Here is a 15,758-nt window from a genome sequence, read left to right as displayed (position 1 = left end):
ATTTTCCCTTCCTTGTCTTAGCTCTTTTCTTCCCTTTCTTCTGGGAATTTTTCGAAGTAATATTGGACAATTTCTGTCGCTGTTTGCTCGATTGTATTTTCTGTTACATCAATTACCTTGCAATCAAGGTCTTTGAAGACTTCCTTGGCATAGGCAAGTTCTTCTCTGATTCTTTCCTTGTCAAAATACTTGCTTTCTCCAACAATGCCCATGGTTTTGGTCCTCTCAGCCCTGATGTTGGATAATTTATCAGGATCAATTACAAGACCAATTACCCTGTCAGGGTCAACCTCAAAGAGTTCCTGAGGTAGTTTGGATTCTGGGACTAGGGGTAGGTTTGCTACCTTGAAATTTTTGGTGGCAAGTATCATGGTTGTAGGTGTCTTTGATGTTCTAGATACGCCAACAAGGACAATATCTGATTCCAAAAATCCCCTCGGATCCTTGCCGTCATCGTATTTTATAGCAAATTCTATGGCGTCAATCATCTTGAAATAGCCCCTAGAGAGGGTCCTTGTAAGGCCAGCCTCTCTGATGGCTTTTTTGCCAGTTAATTGCTCAAACTTGTTGATTCCATAGGAAAGAATATCGAGTACAGTTATGTCTGCTTTCTTTGCCCTATCCCTTAAATGAAGGGCCAAATCCTTGTTTGCAACTGTCATAACTATCACAGAATCATCATCGAGGTCGTCCATGATTTCGTCGATTTCTTCTTTGGTTTTTATATCCGGTTTTCTTATTACCCTTGTTTCTAGGTCTGGAAATTGGCTAGTAACAGATTTCATATAATTGATTGCAGTCTCTCCTGTCGAATCACTTATAATTACAATCGTCAAACATTCGTCCATTAATTCCTCCTATCTTACTATCTCAGAAATATCAAATATTAGGTCCATTCTCCTTTTTAGAGAATTTAGCATGGCTAGTCTGTTGTTTTTAACTTCCTCATTGTCTACATTTATCATTGTATTGTCTAGGTAGTTATTGCCTACAAGGCTGGTTTTTTGGATATTTTCTAGCTCTTTTTTATAGTCGTCGCTGCTTGCAAGGCCTAAATCTTCAAGATTAGAAATTTCCTCAAAGAACTTTCTTTCAAGGTCTGTTTCAAGAAGGTCTTGTCTTATTTCTGTCACTTGGCTATCTTTGGCGAGATTATTTATCCTAATTAGGTAAGAAAGTGAATCGTCACTTTCTTCTATAAATTCACTTACAGCCTTAACTTTTTCGGTCATTTTTAAAATATTTGTAAAGTCTGTATTTATTACTGAATTTACTATATCATACCTATATCCATCATCTAAAAGCTTATTTTTTAGCCTATCTTTGATGAAGGTTAGACTTTCGTCCATGGTTTTGTCATAGTCAAAGGCTAGGGCGTTGGTTTCTGTATAAACCAAAAGGGCCTCAGCTATTAGCTTTTTGATGTCTACGTCAATGCCATTTTCTAGGATAATGTTGATTATACCTAGGGCCGCCCTTCTTAGACCGAATGGGTCACGACTTCCTGTTACATAGTTTTCTATTGCATAAAGACCAACTATAGAGTCCATCTTATCTGCTATGGCAAGGAGGATTCCTGCTACAGATTTTGGAGTCTCTGAGTTTTGGTTCTTTGGTAGGTATTGTTCCTTGATGGCTGTGGCAACTCTTTGGTTTTCTCCAGATTTTAGGGCATAGATTGCACCCATAGTTCCCTGAAGCTCGGTAAATTCTACTACCATCCTTGTAACAAGGTCTGCCTTTGCTAGATAGGCTGCTCTTTTTGCATCTTCTGCTATATCGTCACCTAGGTTTAGTTCTTTTTGGTAGCGACTTACAAGGTCCTCAAGCCTCTTGGTTTTTTGGCCCATATTGCCAAGGCCTTCGAAAAATACAAGGCTATCAAGGTCTTTTACATAGGATTCAAGCTTAGTTTCAACATCTAGGTTGTAGAAGAATTTGGCATCTTCTAGCCTTGCAACTAGGACTTTTTTGTTGCCTTCAATTACATTTTGACTTTCATAGTCATCCCCATTTCTAACTAGGCAGAAATATGGAAGGAGCTTTTTCTTATCGTCGAGGATTGGGAAATACCTTTGGTGGTCCTTCATTGGGGTTGTGATTACTTCCCTAGGGAGTTCTAGGTAGGAGTGATCAATTTCGCCAACTAGAACTGTTGGGTATTCAACTATATTTACTACCTCATCTAGGAGGTCTTCGTCTTTCATGTATTCTCCTCCAACCTGGCTTGATAGGGAGTTTAGGCCTTTAAGTATTATATCTCTCCTGTCCTTACCCCTTAGGATGACGTAGTTTTCCTTTAATTTTCCTTCGTAATCAGAAATTTTGTCGATAAGAATCTTATCAGAGCCAAGTGTCCTGTGGCCCTTTGTGATATTGCCGACTTCGATGCCTTCAGCATCAAAAGATAAGATTTTATCGTCAAGTAGGGATACAAACCACCTAATTGGTCTGGCCCATCTGATTGATTTTCCGCCCCATCTCATTGATCTTGGAAAGGAAATTGACTTTACAAGTTCATAGACATTTTCTTTTAGGAGGTCTTCTAGAGATTTAGATTCTTCCTTTTTTTCTACAAAGATATAGTCTTCGCCTTTTTGTTCTTTGATAATGACATCTTCGATGCTTGCCTTTTGGCCTTTTAAGAAACCTAGTAGGGCTTTAGATGGGTTTTTATCGGCATCATAGGCGATTTTTACACTTGGTCCTCTCACAGAAACGACTTCAGCTTGGGAGGCTTCTGCTACATTTTTTAGAAGAACCATAAATCTTCTTGGTGTAGATTCGATTTCGATTTCTTCATAAGATAATTTATTTTCAGATAAAAGTTTTTCAAACTTTTCCCTTAGTTGGGTCTTGGTGGATTTGACATAATCAGAAGGTATTTCTTCCACACCAATTTCTAATAGATAATTATGCATGCTCTTCCTTTCTTAAGAGAGGAAAGCCAAGTTCTTCTCTTTTTTCGATGTATTTTTCGGCTACAAGACTTGATATATCCCTAACTCTCTTGATATAGTGATTTCTTTCTGAAACAGAAATAGCACCTTTGGCATCAAGGGTGTTAAAGGTATGGCTGGTTTTTAAAACATTATCGTAGGCTGGATAAATCAAGCCAAGTTCGATAAGTCTTGCCGCTTCTTTTTCGTAAATATTAAATAGGGTTTCTAGGGTTTCGTTGTCTGCATCCTCGAAAGAATATTTGGAATTTTCATATTCTGGGAGTTTGAAAACATCACCGTAAGTTAAGTTATCTGACCACTTGATGTCATAGACATTGTCTACATCTTGAAGATACATACAAATCCTTTCAAGACCTATGGTTATTTCTCCACTTTCCAATGCGCAGTTGATACCGCCTACTTGTTGGAAATATGTAAATTGAGTTATTTCCATCCCGTCAAGCCATACTTCCCAACCAAGTCCCCAAGCACCTAGGGTTGGGCTTTCCCAGTTGTCTTCAACAAACCTAATATCGTGTTTTTTGGGGTCAATGCCTATGGTTTCTAGGCATTTTAAATATAAATCTTGGATATTAGATGGGGTTGGTTTTAATAAAATTTGCATCTGGTGGTGTTGGTAAAGTCTGTTCGGGTTTTCTCCATACCTACCATCTGCAGGTCTTCTGGATGGCTCAACATAGCAAACCTTCCATGGTTCAGGACCTAGGGCCCTTAAAAATGTGTGAGGGTTCATTGTTCCTGCACCCTTTTCGATGTCGTATGGAATCATGACTGAACAGCCCTGTTCTTTCCAATACTCCTCTAGTTTTAATATTAAATCTTCAAAGTACATTTACATTCCTTTCGAGTGCCTTTTTGACCCATTCTAAGGAAGGATAAGTCCCTAGATCTAGGTTACTAAGGCAATAGTCTATTATTATTTTGCCGATTTTCGGATAGTTTTCTACCAAATTTATATCTTCAAGGTCTTCTGATCTGGTATATAAAAGTTTGTTAAAATATACAAATTCTTCATAGGTCATAAAGACCTTGTCAAAGACTTGATCTTTACACTCATCACAAATAACTGATGATTCTGATGGGGAAAAGTACAAATATTTGCCCCTTATATTTTTACCGCAAATCCCACAAGTTTTAAAGTTTGGTTTGAAACCTGAAAAGGAAATATATTTGAGAAAAAATCCCAAAAATATATTGACATAGTTTTTACGGGCCTTCTCAAAGGCATCAAAGCTATTTGTAAGGAGGGTAAAAACAGTCTCTACCTGGATATGGTCGATAGTCCTTAATAAAAGGTCGCAAATCGCTGACTTATATAGTATTATATCAAAGTTTTTATTTGATTTGTAGTAGGGATTTATCACAAGTCCTTCTCTTAAACCATAAAAGTCCTTACCGGACCTATATAGGTCAAAAGATGCCAGGATAAACCTGTTTGTTAGGGCTAGGTTTTTAGAATTTTTCTTTAAAACTCCCTGGCAGTTTATGGAAATTTTTCCCATATCTTTTGTGAAAACTTCGATAATTTTGGAAGATTCCTTGTATTTAAATTCCCTGAGGACTATACCCCTTATGTCCTTAAGGTCTGCCGTAGCCAAACCTATCCACCAACTTTTCCTTCTTGCGCCAATCTTTTTCGACCTTGACCCATAGCTGGAGGTTGACTCTAGAAGCTAAGAAATCTTCTATCTCACGTCTGGCGTCGATGCCGATTTGCTTTATCATTTGGCCATTTTTGCCAATTACGATTTGCTTGTGGGAATTTTTCTCAACAATAATTGTCGCCCTGATGTCAATAAGGTCCTTATCGTCCCTTTCTTTGAAATCGTCAATTCTCACTGCAAGACCGTGGGGAACTTCTTCTGACAAGAGTCTTAGTGCCTTTTCCCTGATTATTTCTGAGACTACAAACCTCTCAGTCTTGTCTGTGATCATATCCCTGTCATAGTAGGCTGGTCCTTCTTCTAGGTAGGATTTTACCCCTTCTATGTAGGCATTGACATTTGTATCATCAAGGGCAGAAATTGGAATAATTTTATCAAAAAGTCCAACTTGATCGTAGAGTTCTTCGATTTCTTCGATTTCCTCTTCATTTAGAAGGTCAATCTTATTTATAAGTAGGATTATCGGAACTCTAACATTTCTTAGTTCGTCAATTATCATCTGGTCAAGTTTGCCAATTTCCTTAGACTCGTCAACCACGTAGGTTACTAGGTCTGACTCGTTTAGGGAATCCTTAGAAAAGCTTAAGAGCCTTTCTTGGAGGACATTTCTTGGCTTTTGGATGCCAGGCGTATCTATAAAAATAAGCTGGCTGTCCTCGTCGTTATATATTATATTTATCTTATCTCTGGTGGTTTGGGGCTTGTTTGAAATGATGGAAATTTTCTCTTTTAAAATCTTCTCCATAAGGGTTGATTTTCCAACATTGGCCCTGCCAACTACCGATATAAATCCTGATTTCATTATAAATCCTTTTTGCTAAAACTTTCTGGCAATAAATCGTCAATGGTATAAGTCTTGTAATTTTCAGTGTCCTTGGCCACAATTATCATTGTATCAGAATCTGCAAACTCTCTTATAAATTGCCTGCAAACTCCGCAAGGATAAGTATATTTGGAATCGCCTGTTATTACTATGTAGGCAAATTCTCTTTCCCCCTCTGTAATGGCTGTAGATAGAGCATTTCTTTCTGCACAAAGGGTCGGAGAATAGGCCGCATTTTCTATATTTACACCCTCAAAGATCCTTCCTGACTTAGTCATTACGACACAAGCAACATGGAAGTTCGTATAAGGGGCATAGGCCCTTTTTTTGATCTCTATGGCTTTTTTTATCAAATCTTTTACATCTGTCATGAAAATATCCCAAATATAGCCATGGCCATGGAGGTCCCAAGGATGGCTCCTCTAATAATTTCTCTGGCCGAATGGATGTCGGCTTCGTACCTGGATTCTGCAACTATGAAGGCAAGGGCCACTAATAATAGCCTCACCAAGGGTTCATTTACTAGCAAAATGCCTATGGTTGATAGGCAAAAGGCAACTGAAGTGTGGCCTGAAACAAAACCGCCCTTAAAGGCTGTGCCACGCCCTTCATAGAAAACTCCCTTAAGAAAAATTGTTAAGATTATTACCAAGGAAATGGTAATTAAGGCCAAGTGTGAAGGTCGTCTGGCAATTTTAAGTATAACTGAATCGTAAAAATTTAAAAATTTGTCAAAAAATATCAGATAGCCAACAAAAATTGCATTTAGGGCTGCAATAAAGGTTGCAGCTGCAGATACGTCCTTGCCAGCCTTGGCGAGTTTTGAGAACTTGCCCCCACTTGCCAAGTCTACAATCTCTTCTATGGCTGTATTTAAAAGCTCAAGGGCCACTACAAAGGCAATTGAAAATACCAAAAACATCATTTCAACCCTGGATAGGTTGAAAAATAAAGATGCAATGAGGACTAGGATTGATGCCAAAATATGAAATTTCATATTTTTTTCGTGGTTTATGGCATAAACCAGACCCTCATAGGCATAGTCAAAGCCCTTTAGAAATTTTTGGCCGTGGGTTAATTTTAAGGGTTCAAAGTCCTCCCCATCTTTCTTTTGGAGTTCCTCGAGGATTTCCTTTTTTAAATTTTCTTTAAGGTCGTCATAGTTTTTATCCATTAATTATTTGAAAACTCCTAGGTTTTTCATAACCTCTTTTTCTTTTGATCTCATGACTTTTTTGTCGTCTTCTTCTATGTGGTCATAGCCAAGTAGGTGAAGGGTTGAGTGACAAATGAGATACATGATTTCCCTTTCTAGAGAATGGCCAAAATCTGCCGCCTGGTCCTCTGCCACATCTAGACAAATTACTATATCTCCTAGAAGGATTAGAGGATTTCCCTCATTATCAAAACCTTCTTCATCTAAAGGGAAAGATAAAACGTCGGTCTCTCTGTCCACATTTCTGTAGTCCTTGTTAAGCTTATGAATAGTTTCCTTATCAACAATAGAAAGAGAAACTTCAACATTTTCGCTTATATTTTCCACCCTAAGGACTTCAGTTATGGTTTTTTCTGCTTTTTTCCTTATAATGTCAAGGTCCAAATCTTCATTTGTGTCATTGGCTATCAGAAGATTCATCTTCTTTCCTCTTTTTTTCTTCTTCTAATCTCAAATCGTTCTTTTCATAAGCATCGATTATCCTCTGGACAAGTGGATGACGAACAACGTCAATTGAGCTAAAGTTTATAAATTCAATGCCTGGGACATTTTTTAAAATCTGAGCAGCCGAAACAAGGCCAGATTTTCTGCCACGTGGCAAGTCGACCTGGGTCTTATCTCCTGTAATTATAGCCTTTGAGCCGTAGCCCAAACGGGTTAAGAACATCTTCATCTGTTCATAAGTTGTGTTTTGGGCCTCATCAAGAATTACAAAGGAATTATCAAGAGTCCTACCCCTCATATAGGCAAGGGGAGCAACTTCTATGATGCCCTTTTCAACTAGGGCCTGGTAGGTTTCAAAACCTAAGATTTCAAAAAGACCGTCATATAGGGGTCTTAGGTATGGATCTACCTTATCTTGCAAATCTCCCGGCAAGAAACCTAGGCTCTCGCCTGCTTCTACAGCTGGACGGGTGAGGACAATCCTGTTTACTTCGTTGTTTTTAAAGGCACGGACAGCCATGGCTACTGCCAAGTAGGTCTTACCTGTACCTGCAGGTCCTATGCCAAAAACTACGTCATTGGCCAAAATCTTTTCTATATAGGATTTTTGTCCCAAGGTCTTTGGCTTGATTGGCTTACCTGAGGCTGTTGTGACAATCACATGGTCAAGGAGGGCCTTTACCACATCCTTGTTTTCCCTTTCAAGCATGTCTGCATCGTACTTTAGTCTTTGAAAATCAAGTTCCTCATCTCTCTTAAGCTCGGATAACAATTGAATTATAAGTTTCTTGGCAAGGTCAACATGACCTTCATCACCATTTATCTCTAGCCTTTTGTCCTTAAGCTTGAGTTTGACGTCAAATCTGTCTTCTATATATTTTCTATTTGAATCAAAATTGCCAAAGAGAGAAATAATTCTCTCTGGCACTTCTATTTCTAAAAATTCTTTAATATTTATCTCCTAGCGTCTTTTGGAAACTGGCGGACCAAGGATTTCTGCCATGATAATGGCATCCCTTAGCCTTTGTCTATTTTTATCTTTGACCATTTTTTCCCTAATTTTGTCTGTTTTCTCTTTTTGCTCAGCGTCTCTAAGCCTCATTAAGGCAGCATTGTCCCCTTCCTCACTCTTAGCCTTGATATAGCCAGTCTGGCCATCATTAGATTTGATTGCCTCCAAGCTTTCCCTGGCTAAGCTGTCAATCTCTTTTTGTATTTGAGAGGACTTTTTAAATTTATCTGCGTGTTTATTTCTTAATTCCGCCTTGAGCCTTCTTTGGGCTTCAAGGTCTGGCTTTGCAGGTTCAGCAATTTCACCAAAATTCCTGTCCATATTTTCTACCAAATCATTTAGGTAACCGATTATGGATGGGTTCTTTCTTGCAGATTTTTTTGCCTTAAGAGGACTTGTGTCGATTTTTTTATAAAAATCTCCCATTTCACTTTCAGTCTTGATTTCTTCAACCAAGTCGTCTAGAAATGATAAAAAAGATTTATTCTTATTTGACATCTAAGTCAGCCTCATCGTTTGAGATTGACTGGCGCATTTTTGTGTCGGCTTTGATATTTTGAAGGTTATAATAATCCATAACTCCAAGATTTCCTTCTTTGAAGGCTTGGGCGATGGCAAGTGGGATTTCGCTTTCTGCTTCCACAACCTTGGCCCTGTTTTCTTGTTCAAGAGCAATCGCTTGGGCACGTCTTTCTTCGGCCTTAGCTTGGGCGATATTCTTATCAGCCTCTGCCTGGTCTCTTTGAAGCTCAGCTCCTACGTTTCTTCCAACATCCACATCTGCTATATCGATTGATAAAATCTCAAAGGCTGTACCTGAGTCAAGTCCCTTGTTTAATACAGTTTGAGAAATATTATCTGGATTTTCTAGTACTTCTGCGTGGGTTTCTGAAGAACCAACTGTAGTTACAATACCTTCACCAACTCTGGCTATGATGGTCTCTTCGCCTGCACCACCGACTAACCTTTCAATATTGGCCCTAACAGTAACTTTGGCAATTACCTTTACTTCTATACCATTTTTGGCAACTGCAGCTATAACTGGGGTGTTAATCACCTTTGGTGTTACAGAAACTTGGACAGCCTCAAATACGTTACGACCTGCAAGGTCAATGGCTGCGGCTTCTTCAAAAGAAAGGTCTATTTTTGCCCTTTCTGCTGCTATTAGTGCGTCAACAACTTGGTTGATATTACCACCTGCAAGGTAGTGGCTTTCAAGGTCATTTGTTTCTATGTGGATACCTGCTTGGTGGGATTTGATCATGGCGTTTACGATTTTTGATGGAGATAATCTCCTAAATCTCATTGCCACAAGGCTTGCCATGGAGATTCTAACTCCTGAAAACCTCGCTGTAATCCAAAGTCCAACTGGTACCATTGTAAAAAATACTATGACTAATATAAAAATTAGTCCCATAATTATATATTCCATTACATCTCCTTTACTATAATGTGGCCATCTTTAACATCTATAACAGAAATCACCCTAGATTTTTCAATGAATTCTGCCCTGGCCATAGCGTCATAAATTTCTCCGTCAATTTCAATCCTGCCAGAAGGCCTAAGGATTGTCTTGCTAATTCCAACACTGCCTATAAGTTTACTCAAATCCTTATTCTTATAGACTTTATTTTTGTTTTTCTCCTTCACATCTAGGACGTAGGAATCAAACAAATGTGCCCTGAAGCCAAGCTTTACAAAAATTGTCATGGTAATGACAACTGCAAGGCCTGTGGCGATAATTACAAAAAATCCAGTTTGGGGATCTGTGAATGAATCCATCACCGAATAAGTCGTAAGGGCAAGACCCGCCACACCTATTATTCCAAAGCTAGGAATAAAAAGCTCAAGGCTTAAGAGGGATATACCCACAATGAAGGTGATAACTGTAACATTGTCGGCTATATTATACTTGGCATTGGCCAGATAAAAATAGGCGAATAAAATCACAGAAAGACCAGCAAAGATTAGCTTTTTTTGGGTAAATAAGAGACATATCAAAGATATGACTGCGAGAATAAAACTTGTCGCAATAATTAGGTCATTTCCTAGCATATTTTTCTCCATTTCTTAAAGGCAAATCCTTATTTTTTGAAAATATTTATAAAAAATATTTCCTAAATTTAAGGATTATAATATTAACTTCCTTATAATTATTATCTAGTAAATGAGGTTAAAAATCAACATAAGAGGTCTACTTCTTCTTTTTGAAAAAACTAAGTTTTTTCTCCTGCTTTAGAAAAATTTTTTACAAAAAAGGAGCCTAGGCTCCTTTAATTTTTATTTTATTTTCTTTTTCTTAGTGAAAACCGAAGATGCCGAATAATTTAAGATGTGTTTTTTATAAACCTTAGATGCTAGGATGTATGAAATATAAAGACTTACTATCAAGATCATTATAGAAATCCCGCCTTCCATGATTCCAGCATTTGCCTTTATCAACCTCAAAGGCATGAAAAATACGGAAATGTATGGGATAAAGGATGCGATTTTTACAAATAAATTCACAGGGCGGTTCATAAAAATCATGGCTACCATAAAGGCTGCTATGATTGTGACCATAAGAGGTGTTGCAACCTTGGATGCATCTTCTTGTTTGCTGGCAAGAGATCCTAGCATGGCGGCAATTATCATATAGGCCAAAAGTGAGAGAATTATAAATACAAATATCTCTGCGATTATAATTAGGCTTCTCTGATCAAGGCTTAGGTCAATTTTTATCATATCTAAAAGGCCCTTAGATTTTGCGACAAAATAAGAAATAGCTCCTAAAATTATATACAAAATCGAATGGACGATTATGGCAAAGAGATTACCCAAAATTTTACCTGCAAAATAGTCCTTGGCAGATACTGACGAAAAGATAAATTCAATCATCTTTGAACCTTTTTCTGTTGCTATATCAACGACTAGGATGTTTGAGTACATGATTAGCATAAAATACATGAACATCAAAAGGATAAAATAGGAAGCATAGACCATGAGGCTCTTGCCCTTGTCGAGCTGGTTGATTTTGACATCTGCCTTGGTCGAAAAAATCCCAATTTGTTTTTCATTTAGGCCTGCATTTTTGATGTTAATAGCATTTTGTATCTCATTTGCAAGAAGGGGCAATTTTGAAAGAGCCTTACCGTCCATGGTTTTGGTCTCGATAGTAAGTTTTACCTGGCCCTTTGATTCAGAAATTTCCCCGTAAGACTCAATTTTTTCTGCCTTTAAGGCATCTTCTGCCGCATCTTTTGAAACTAGTTTATATTCATTTTCCATTCCCTTAAAGAAAGGGCTAATATTTTCATCTGCCACTATTTGGTATTTATGACCGTCACTGCCAAGCTTGGCCTGATCTGACTTCGCTAGGAAATAATTAATCCCCACAGGTACTAGCATGACAAGGATTGGCACAAAAACCATGGCCCAAAAGGCAGGTGATTTTATTTGTTTTTTGAAAGAGTCTAGGGCTACTATTAATTTTCTATTCATTTTCTTCCACCTTTCTGGCAAAGATTTCATTTAGGCTTGGTGGCTCTTGGCTAAACATTTCAAGGTAGCCAAGTTTTTCTACAAGTTTATCAAAAATCCCCCTGCCATCTTCTTCCTTTTCAAGCCTTATTGTCCAAAGATTACCATCTCTCTTAACATCATATTGAGGGAAAATCTCTGATAAATCCTCTTCTGTCCTGACTTTTACAAGATCTTTTTCATAAGAATTTCTAATCTCATTTGGTGAACCCTTTAGGACAATTTTTCCATTCTTTAGCATGATGAGCCTGTCGCAAAGGTATTCTACATTTTCCATGTTGTGGGATGAGAAAATTATGGTTGTACCTTGATTGTTGATTTCCTTGATTATCCCCATCAATAGATTGGCATTGTAAGGATCTAACCCTGAAAAAGGCTCGTCTAAGATTAGAAATTCTGGCTTATAGATAAGGCTTGCCAAAAGCTGTACTTTTTGCTGGTTGCCCTTAGAAAGGGATTTTATTTTATCATCCAAACTTCCCTTGATTTCAAAACGGTCAAAGTAGGCTTGTAGGGTCTTTTCATCGAGGTTTCTCATTTGGTTGAGCCTTGCGAAAAATTTCACCTCTTCCCTAATTGTTTTCTTTGGTGAAAGCGAGCGTTCTTCTGGGAGAAAGCCAATTTTTTCTAGGGGCACTTTACTCATTTTCTCTCCCTCATAGAGGATTTGTCCGTCAAAATGGTCGTAGAAATTCATCATAGAGCGAAAAAGTGTAGATTTGCCCGCCCCATTTTGGCCGATAACTCCAAAAAGCTCGCCTTTTTTAACATCAAAGCTCACATTATCGAGAGCCTTTAAATCTCCAAAATTTTTAGATAAGTTTTTTATTTCAATCATGATTTTTCTCCTGCAAATCCATTTGTTAATATCCCAACTAAAGCTGGTATGAGGACTATAAGGGCTATTACTGGGCTTATATCTTCATAAAGTGCTGAACAAAATAGGATTATGATAATCACTAATTGGCAAATTATCATTCTCTTAAAGGCAAGATAGCCTTTTTTGTAGTATTTTAATTGGTCCCTCTCGTCAGATTCGGCCATAAACTTTTTATCAAAGAAAAAATCAAAGGCTTCAGTTTTTCTTTCTGGCTCGATTTTTTTTGTAAGTTTGTAGGTCAAATAAAACAAAAATACATTTATAAAAGTGAAAATAAACAAAACACTTGTTAAGATTATGGCATCTTTTAAAGGATTATGACTAAATTTAACTCTATTATATAGGATAATTATAAAAGATAAGAGAGTGAAAAGTCCCGCATCCCTCATAGAGTGTGCGTAGTCTATATATTTTGTCTCTATAAAATCATCTTTTTCTAATCCTAGATCTACTTCTTTTTTTGCCCTCATATAAAAATATATGGCAAGAATTGCCCATAGAGTGTTGATGACTATTAATAAAAGTAGGGCGTTTTCACTTAGAAATGTATTTATTATTTCTGTAAAGCCTCCTATATTTAGTTTGTTAAAAATAAAACCTATGCCAAAACCAGCTACTGATCCCAAAAAAGCTAATATAAACAGTTTATTTATGCCGATTTTCCTATTCTTTTTCATCTGTATCCTCCAAACTAAAAATCTCATTAATATCCACACCTAGGACCATGGCGATTGTTAGGGCCACGGTCACAGATGGGTTGTAATCTCCTCTTTCTATTAGGCTTATGGTTTGGCGGCTGACTCCGACGAGCCCTCCAAGGTCTGCTTGGTTATATCCCGCCTTTTTTCTAAAGTCCGCCAAGTTATTTCTTAGTTCCATCCGCCCTCCTTTCAAAATAATTGACAACCATTCTTGTCATTATTGTAACTCTGACAACTTTATTTGTCAAATTGTTTTTCAAAACTTATAAGTTTCTAGGAAATTTCATTAAAATTCAAAGCAAGAACAAATAAATAAGCATTTTGAAAGCTTTGATCAAAGCGACTTGGATTTTTTGCATATTCTATGCATAAAATGAAAATATTTACATTTTTTATGCATTTTTTCTTTTTTCCCATATAATAAGAATAGATAATAATTTAAGGAGAAAGTCATGCTAGGTGCCGCTATCAACGCTATTGCCGTCTTTTTATCTGGCCTTGTTGGCCTAAAACTTGCAAATTACATAGAACCTTGTTATAAGGATGCAATTATGAAATTTTTGCCCCTTACCATTGTGGTTTTGGGTATAGAATCTGCCCTCAAGGGCGATGTCATAATCGTTCTTATTTCAATGATTTTGGGAGTTATTATTGGAGAATATTTTGATTTAGAAGGAAAACTCAATAATTTTGCCAATACTCTAAAAGATAAATTTATTAAAAATGAAGACAATGATTTTGCGACAGGTTTTGTTTCTGGCACCCTAATTTTTTGCGTGGGCTCTTTGGGAATCCTTGGCGCTATCGAAGCCGGAGTCAACGGGGACAACTCAATTTTATACACTAAGGCCATAATCGATAGCCTTTCCTCAATCTTTTTGTCAACAACCCTAGGGATTGGTGTTGCCTGCTCTGCTGGGGTAATCTTCCTCTATGAAGGCCTCATCGCCCTGCTTTCAGGATTTTTAGCTCCAATCCTCACACCAGAAATTTTGGCAAATATTTCTGGTGTTGGCGGAATCACAATCATTGCTGTGGGTCTCTCCATGCTTAATCTTGTGAAATTTAAGCTGGTAAATTCCTTGCCTGCAATTGTAATCCCTGTTATAATCGGATTAATTTTAAATTTATTTTAAGAAAAACCCCATTACGGATTATTTCCGAAATGGGGTTATATTTATATCCTGCCCCTTAATTTGAGGGCTTTTTCTATTCTTGAAAGGCTAAGGATGAAGGCTGCTTTTCTGTAATTTACCTTGTAATTTTCTGCAGTTTCAAATACTTCTTTGATTGCCTTTGACATATCTTTTTCTTGTTTATTCCTTACTTCCTCTTCGTCCCAATAAGATCCTGTTATATTTTGAATCCATTCATAATGACTTACTAAAACTCCGCCAGAGTTTGCGAGGATATCTGGAATTAGAGGGATATTTTTCTCAATTAAAATCGCCTCTCCTGCTTCAGTCACAGGTCCATTTGCCGCTTCAACAACAAGTTTAGCTTTAATTTCCCCTGCATTGGTCTCATCAATTACATTTTCCATAGCAGCTGGGATTAGAATGTCACAATCTAAGGCGAAGAATTCTTCGTTTGAAATTTTCTTTGCATCTATATTTAGGGCAGAACCAGTTTCTTCTCTTGCCCTATCTAATTTTTCAACATCTAGGCCATTTAGGTCGTAAATAGCAGATGAACCTGACTTTTGGCTCTTATCTTTAGAATTTAGAGCAATAAGCTTAGCCCCATCTTGGGCTAAAAATTTCGCTGCAAAAGAGCCAACATTACCAAAACCTTGGAGGGCAAAGGTTGCTCCATCTAGGCTTTTACCAATTTTTTCGTAATATTTTTTTATAGTAAGATATACACCGAAACCAGTCGCTTCGGTCCTTCCAAGGGATCCTCCCATGTCGGTGGACTTGCCTGTGAAAGTTGCAATATCGTGGCGACCGCCATTTAGGGCAATGTATTCGTCAGTGAAATATCCCATAATTTTGGCATTGGTATTTACATCTGGAGCTGGAACGTCAATTCTTGGTCCAATGTAGTTATTGATTGCCCTGACAAAGCCACGAGAAAGACTTTCAAGTTCCCTTTCTGAAAGCTTTTTAGGGTCAACTACGATTCCGCCCTTGCCACCACCAAGAGGAAGGCCAAGTAGAGCTACCTTTAGGCTCATCAAAGTGGAAAGGACTTTAACTTCTTCATAGGTCACAGATTCATCAAAACGCACTCCGCCCTTTGATGGACCAAGAGCTGATGAATGGGCAGACCTGAAGGCCCTAAAGGTCTTTGTAGCGCCATCATCCATTTTGACTGGAATATTTGCCTCGATTATCCTTTCAGGTTCTTTTATAATATTGTAAAAAGATTCAGAAAAACCTGCAAGGTCTGAAACTTCCTTTAATTTCTTTTGTAGATTTATAAATTGATCGTAAGCTTTTGTCATATTGCCTTCTTTCTAATTGCTAATTAAATTTCTAAAGTATTATACACCTTTTTTGCTAACAAAAAAAATAATTTTTTATCATTTTTTATT

The 15,758-nt window shown here is 37.5% G+C and carries 18 protein-coding genes; 1 reads left to right on the top strand and 17 read right to left on the bottom strand.

All coding sequences use genetic code 11. From position 1 onward, the window contains the following. Positions 1-17 precede the first annotated feature (17 nt). The 16 genes from AC1EJ5_RS08405 to AC1EJ5_RS08330 all read right to left on the bottom strand — a co-directional run bounded on the left by AC1EJ5_RS08405 (position 18) and on the right by AC1EJ5_RS08330 (position 13,400). Positions 18-848, bottom strand: a complete 831-nt coding sequence (locus AC1EJ5_RS08405; protein ID WP_479815679.1) for a pyruvate, water dikinase regulatory protein — start codon at positions 846-848, stop codon at positions 18-20. 9 nt (positions 849-857) lie between these two features. Next, a complete protein-coding gene (gene glyS, locus AC1EJ5_RS08400) occupies positions 858-2,921 on the bottom strand; it encodes a glycine--tRNA ligase subunit beta (RefSeq protein WP_479815678.1) in 2,064 nt (687 codons plus the stop codon). Continuing rightward, complete coding sequence (gene glyQ, locus AC1EJ5_RS08395; protein WP_479815677.1) at positions 2,914-3,795, bottom strand: glycine--tRNA ligase subunit alpha; 882 nt, start codon at positions 3,793-3,795, stop codon at positions 2,914-2,916. The genes glyS and glyQ overlap by 8 nt, the downstream gene beginning before the upstream one ends. Then, positions 3,785-4,561, bottom strand: coding sequence for a DNA repair protein RecO (gene recO, locus AC1EJ5_RS08390; RefSeq protein ID WP_479815676.1), 777 nt, complete (start codon positions 4,559-4,561; stop codon positions 3,785-3,787). Before recO ends, glyQ begins: the two co-directional genes overlap by 11 nt. Continuing rightward, a complete protein-coding gene (era, locus tag AC1EJ5_RS08385) occupies positions 4,542-5,429 on the bottom strand; it encodes a GTPase Era (RefSeq protein WP_223417983.1) in 888 nt (295 codons plus the stop codon). Before era ends, recO begins: the two co-directional genes overlap by 20 nt. After that, positions 5,429-5,821, bottom strand: a complete 393-nt coding sequence (cdd, locus tag AC1EJ5_RS08380; protein WP_479815675.1) for a cytidine deaminase — start codon at positions 5,819-5,821, stop codon at positions 5,429-5,431. Before cdd ends, era begins: the two co-directional genes overlap by 1 nt. Next, positions 5,818-6,624: a diacylglycerol kinase gene (locus AC1EJ5_RS08375; RefSeq protein WP_308749417.1), complete on the bottom strand. Its 807-nt coding sequence runs from the start codon at positions 6,622-6,624 to the stop codon at positions 5,818-5,820. Before AC1EJ5_RS08375 ends, cdd begins: the two co-directional genes overlap by 4 nt. A 3-nt stretch (positions 6,625-6,627) precedes the next feature. After that, the gene (gene ybeY / locus AC1EJ5_RS08370) at positions 6,628-7,086 is read right to left on the bottom strand and encodes an rRNA maturation RNase YbeY (protein ID WP_479815674.1); all 459 of its coding nucleotides are present in this window, start codon (positions 7,084-7,086) and stop codon (positions 6,628-6,630) included. Next, entirely contained in the window at positions 7,064-8,023 is a 960-nt protein-coding gene (locus AC1EJ5_RS08365; RefSeq protein WP_479815696.1) for a PhoH family protein, read from the bottom strand. The genes ybeY and AC1EJ5_RS08365 overlap by 23 nt, the downstream gene beginning before the upstream one ends. Positions 8,024-8,071: 48 nt before the next feature. Next, on the bottom strand, positions 8,072-8,620 hold the full coding sequence (locus tag AC1EJ5_RS08360) for a hypothetical protein (RefSeq protein WP_479815673.1): 549 nt from the start codon (positions 8,618-8,620) through the stop codon (positions 8,072-8,074). Beyond that, positions 8,610-9,554 (bottom strand): flotillin-like protein FloA, encoded by a 945-nt coding sequence (gene floA, locus AC1EJ5_RS08355; protein ID WP_479815672.1) that lies wholly within the window; start codon positions 9,552-9,554, stop codon positions 8,610-8,612. The genes AC1EJ5_RS08360 and floA overlap by 11 nt, the downstream gene beginning before the upstream one ends. Next, positions 9,554-10,177: an NfeD family protein gene (locus tag AC1EJ5_RS08350; protein ID WP_479815671.1), complete on the bottom strand. Its 624-nt coding sequence runs from the start codon at positions 10,175-10,177 to the stop codon at positions 9,554-9,556. The genes floA and AC1EJ5_RS08350 overlap by 1 nt, the downstream gene beginning before the upstream one ends. A gap of 225 nt (positions 10,178-10,402) precedes the next feature. Next, complete coding sequence (locus AC1EJ5_RS08345) at positions 10,403-11,602, bottom strand: ABC transporter permease (RefSeq protein WP_479815670.1); 1,200 nt, start codon at positions 11,600-11,602, stop codon at positions 10,403-10,405. Then, positions 11,595-12,479: an ABC transporter ATP-binding protein gene (locus AC1EJ5_RS08340; RefSeq protein WP_479815669.1), complete on the bottom strand. Its 885-nt coding sequence runs from the start codon at positions 12,477-12,479 to the stop codon at positions 11,595-11,597. The genes AC1EJ5_RS08345 and AC1EJ5_RS08340 overlap by 8 nt, the downstream gene beginning before the upstream one ends. Continuing rightward, a complete protein-coding gene (locus tag AC1EJ5_RS08335) occupies positions 12,476-13,198 on the bottom strand; it encodes a hypothetical protein (protein WP_479815668.1) in 723 nt (240 codons plus the stop codon). Before AC1EJ5_RS08335 ends, AC1EJ5_RS08340 begins: the two co-directional genes overlap by 4 nt. After that, positions 13,185-13,400: a helix-turn-helix transcriptional regulator gene (locus AC1EJ5_RS08330; RefSeq protein WP_479815667.1), complete on the bottom strand. Its 216-nt coding sequence runs from the start codon at positions 13,398-13,400 to the stop codon at positions 13,185-13,187. Before AC1EJ5_RS08330 ends, AC1EJ5_RS08335 begins: the two co-directional genes overlap by 14 nt. A 274-nt stretch (positions 13,401-13,674) precedes the next feature. Between AC1EJ5_RS08330 and AC1EJ5_RS08325 the strand changes: the two genes are divergently transcribed. Then, positions 13,675-14,358, top strand: a complete 684-nt coding sequence (locus AC1EJ5_RS08325) for a DUF554 domain-containing protein (protein ID WP_348938758.1) — start codon at positions 13,675-13,677, stop codon at positions 14,356-14,358. Positions 14,359-14,399: 41 nt separating this feature from the next. Here the strand turns inward: AC1EJ5_RS08325 and AC1EJ5_RS08320 are convergent, their stop codons facing one another. Continuing rightward, positions 14,400-15,668 carry a Glu/Leu/Phe/Val family dehydrogenase gene (locus AC1EJ5_RS08320; RefSeq protein WP_479815666.1) on the bottom strand — a complete coding sequence of 423 codons (1,269 nt, stop codon included), beginning with the start codon at positions 15,666-15,668 and terminating at the stop codon, positions 14,400-14,402. Positions 15,669-15,758: the final 90 nt, after the last annotated feature.

It is taken from the genome of Anaerococcus sp. C0059F3, from assembly GCF_056590475.1.
This window is presented reverse-complemented; position numbering and strand designations above follow the sequence as displayed.

Coding starts and splice junctions, on each gene's coding strand:
- AC1EJ5_RS08405 (WP_479815679.1), bottom strand. CDS start 848: ATGGACGAATGTTTGACGATTGTAATTATAAGTGATTCGACAGGAGAG.
- glyS (WP_479815678.1), bottom strand. CDS start 2,921: ATGCATAATTATCTATTAGAAATTGGTGTGGAAGAAATACCTTCTGAT.
- glyQ (WP_479815677.1), bottom strand. CDS start 3,795: ATGTACTTTGAAGATTTAATATTAAAACTAGAGGAGTATTGGAAAGAA.
- era (WP_223417983.1), bottom strand. CDS start 5,429: ATGAAATCAGGATTTATATCGGTAGTTGGCAGGGCCAATGTTGGAAAA.
- cdd (WP_479815675.1), bottom strand. CDS start 5,821: ATGACAGATGTAAAAGATTTGATAAAAAAAGCCATAGAGATCAAAAAA.
- AC1EJ5_RS08375 (WP_308749417.1), bottom strand. CDS start 6,624: ATGGATAAAAACTATGACGACCTTAAAGAAAATTTAAAAAAGGAAATC.
- ybeY (WP_479815674.1), bottom strand. CDS start 7,086: ATGAATCTTCTGATAGCCAATGACACAAATGAAGATTTGGACCTTGAC.
- AC1EJ5_RS08360 (WP_479815673.1), bottom strand. CDS start 8,620: ATGTCAAATAAGAATAAATCTTTTTTATCATTTCTAGACGACTTGGTT.
- floA (WP_479815672.1), bottom strand. CDS start 9,554: ATGGAATATATAATTATGGGACTAATTTTTATATTAGTCATAGTATTT.
- AC1EJ5_RS08350 (WP_479815671.1), bottom strand. CDS start 10,177: ATGCTAGGAAATGACCTAATTATTGCGACAAGTTTTATTCTCGCAGTC.
- AC1EJ5_RS08345 (WP_479815670.1), bottom strand. CDS start 11,602: ATGAATAGAAAATTAATAGTAGCCCTAGACTCTTTCAAAAAACAAATA.
- AC1EJ5_RS08340 (WP_479815669.1), bottom strand. CDS start 12,479: ATGATTGAAATAAAAAACTTATCTAAAAATTTTGGAGATTTAAAGGCT.
- AC1EJ5_RS08335 (WP_479815668.1), bottom strand. CDS start 13,198: ATGAAAAAGAATAGGAAAATCGGCATAAATAAACTGTTTATATTAGCT.
- AC1EJ5_RS08330 (WP_479815667.1), bottom strand. CDS start 13,400: ATGGAACTAAGAAATAACTTGGCGGACTTTAGAAAAAAGGCGGGATAT.
- AC1EJ5_RS08325 (WP_348938758.1), top strand. CDS start 13,675: ATGCTAGGTGCCGCTATCAACGCTATTGCCGTCTTTTTATCTGGCCTT.
- AC1EJ5_RS08320 (WP_479815666.1), bottom strand. CDS start 15,668: ATGACAAAAGCTTACGATCAATTTATAAATCTACAAAAGAAATTAAAG.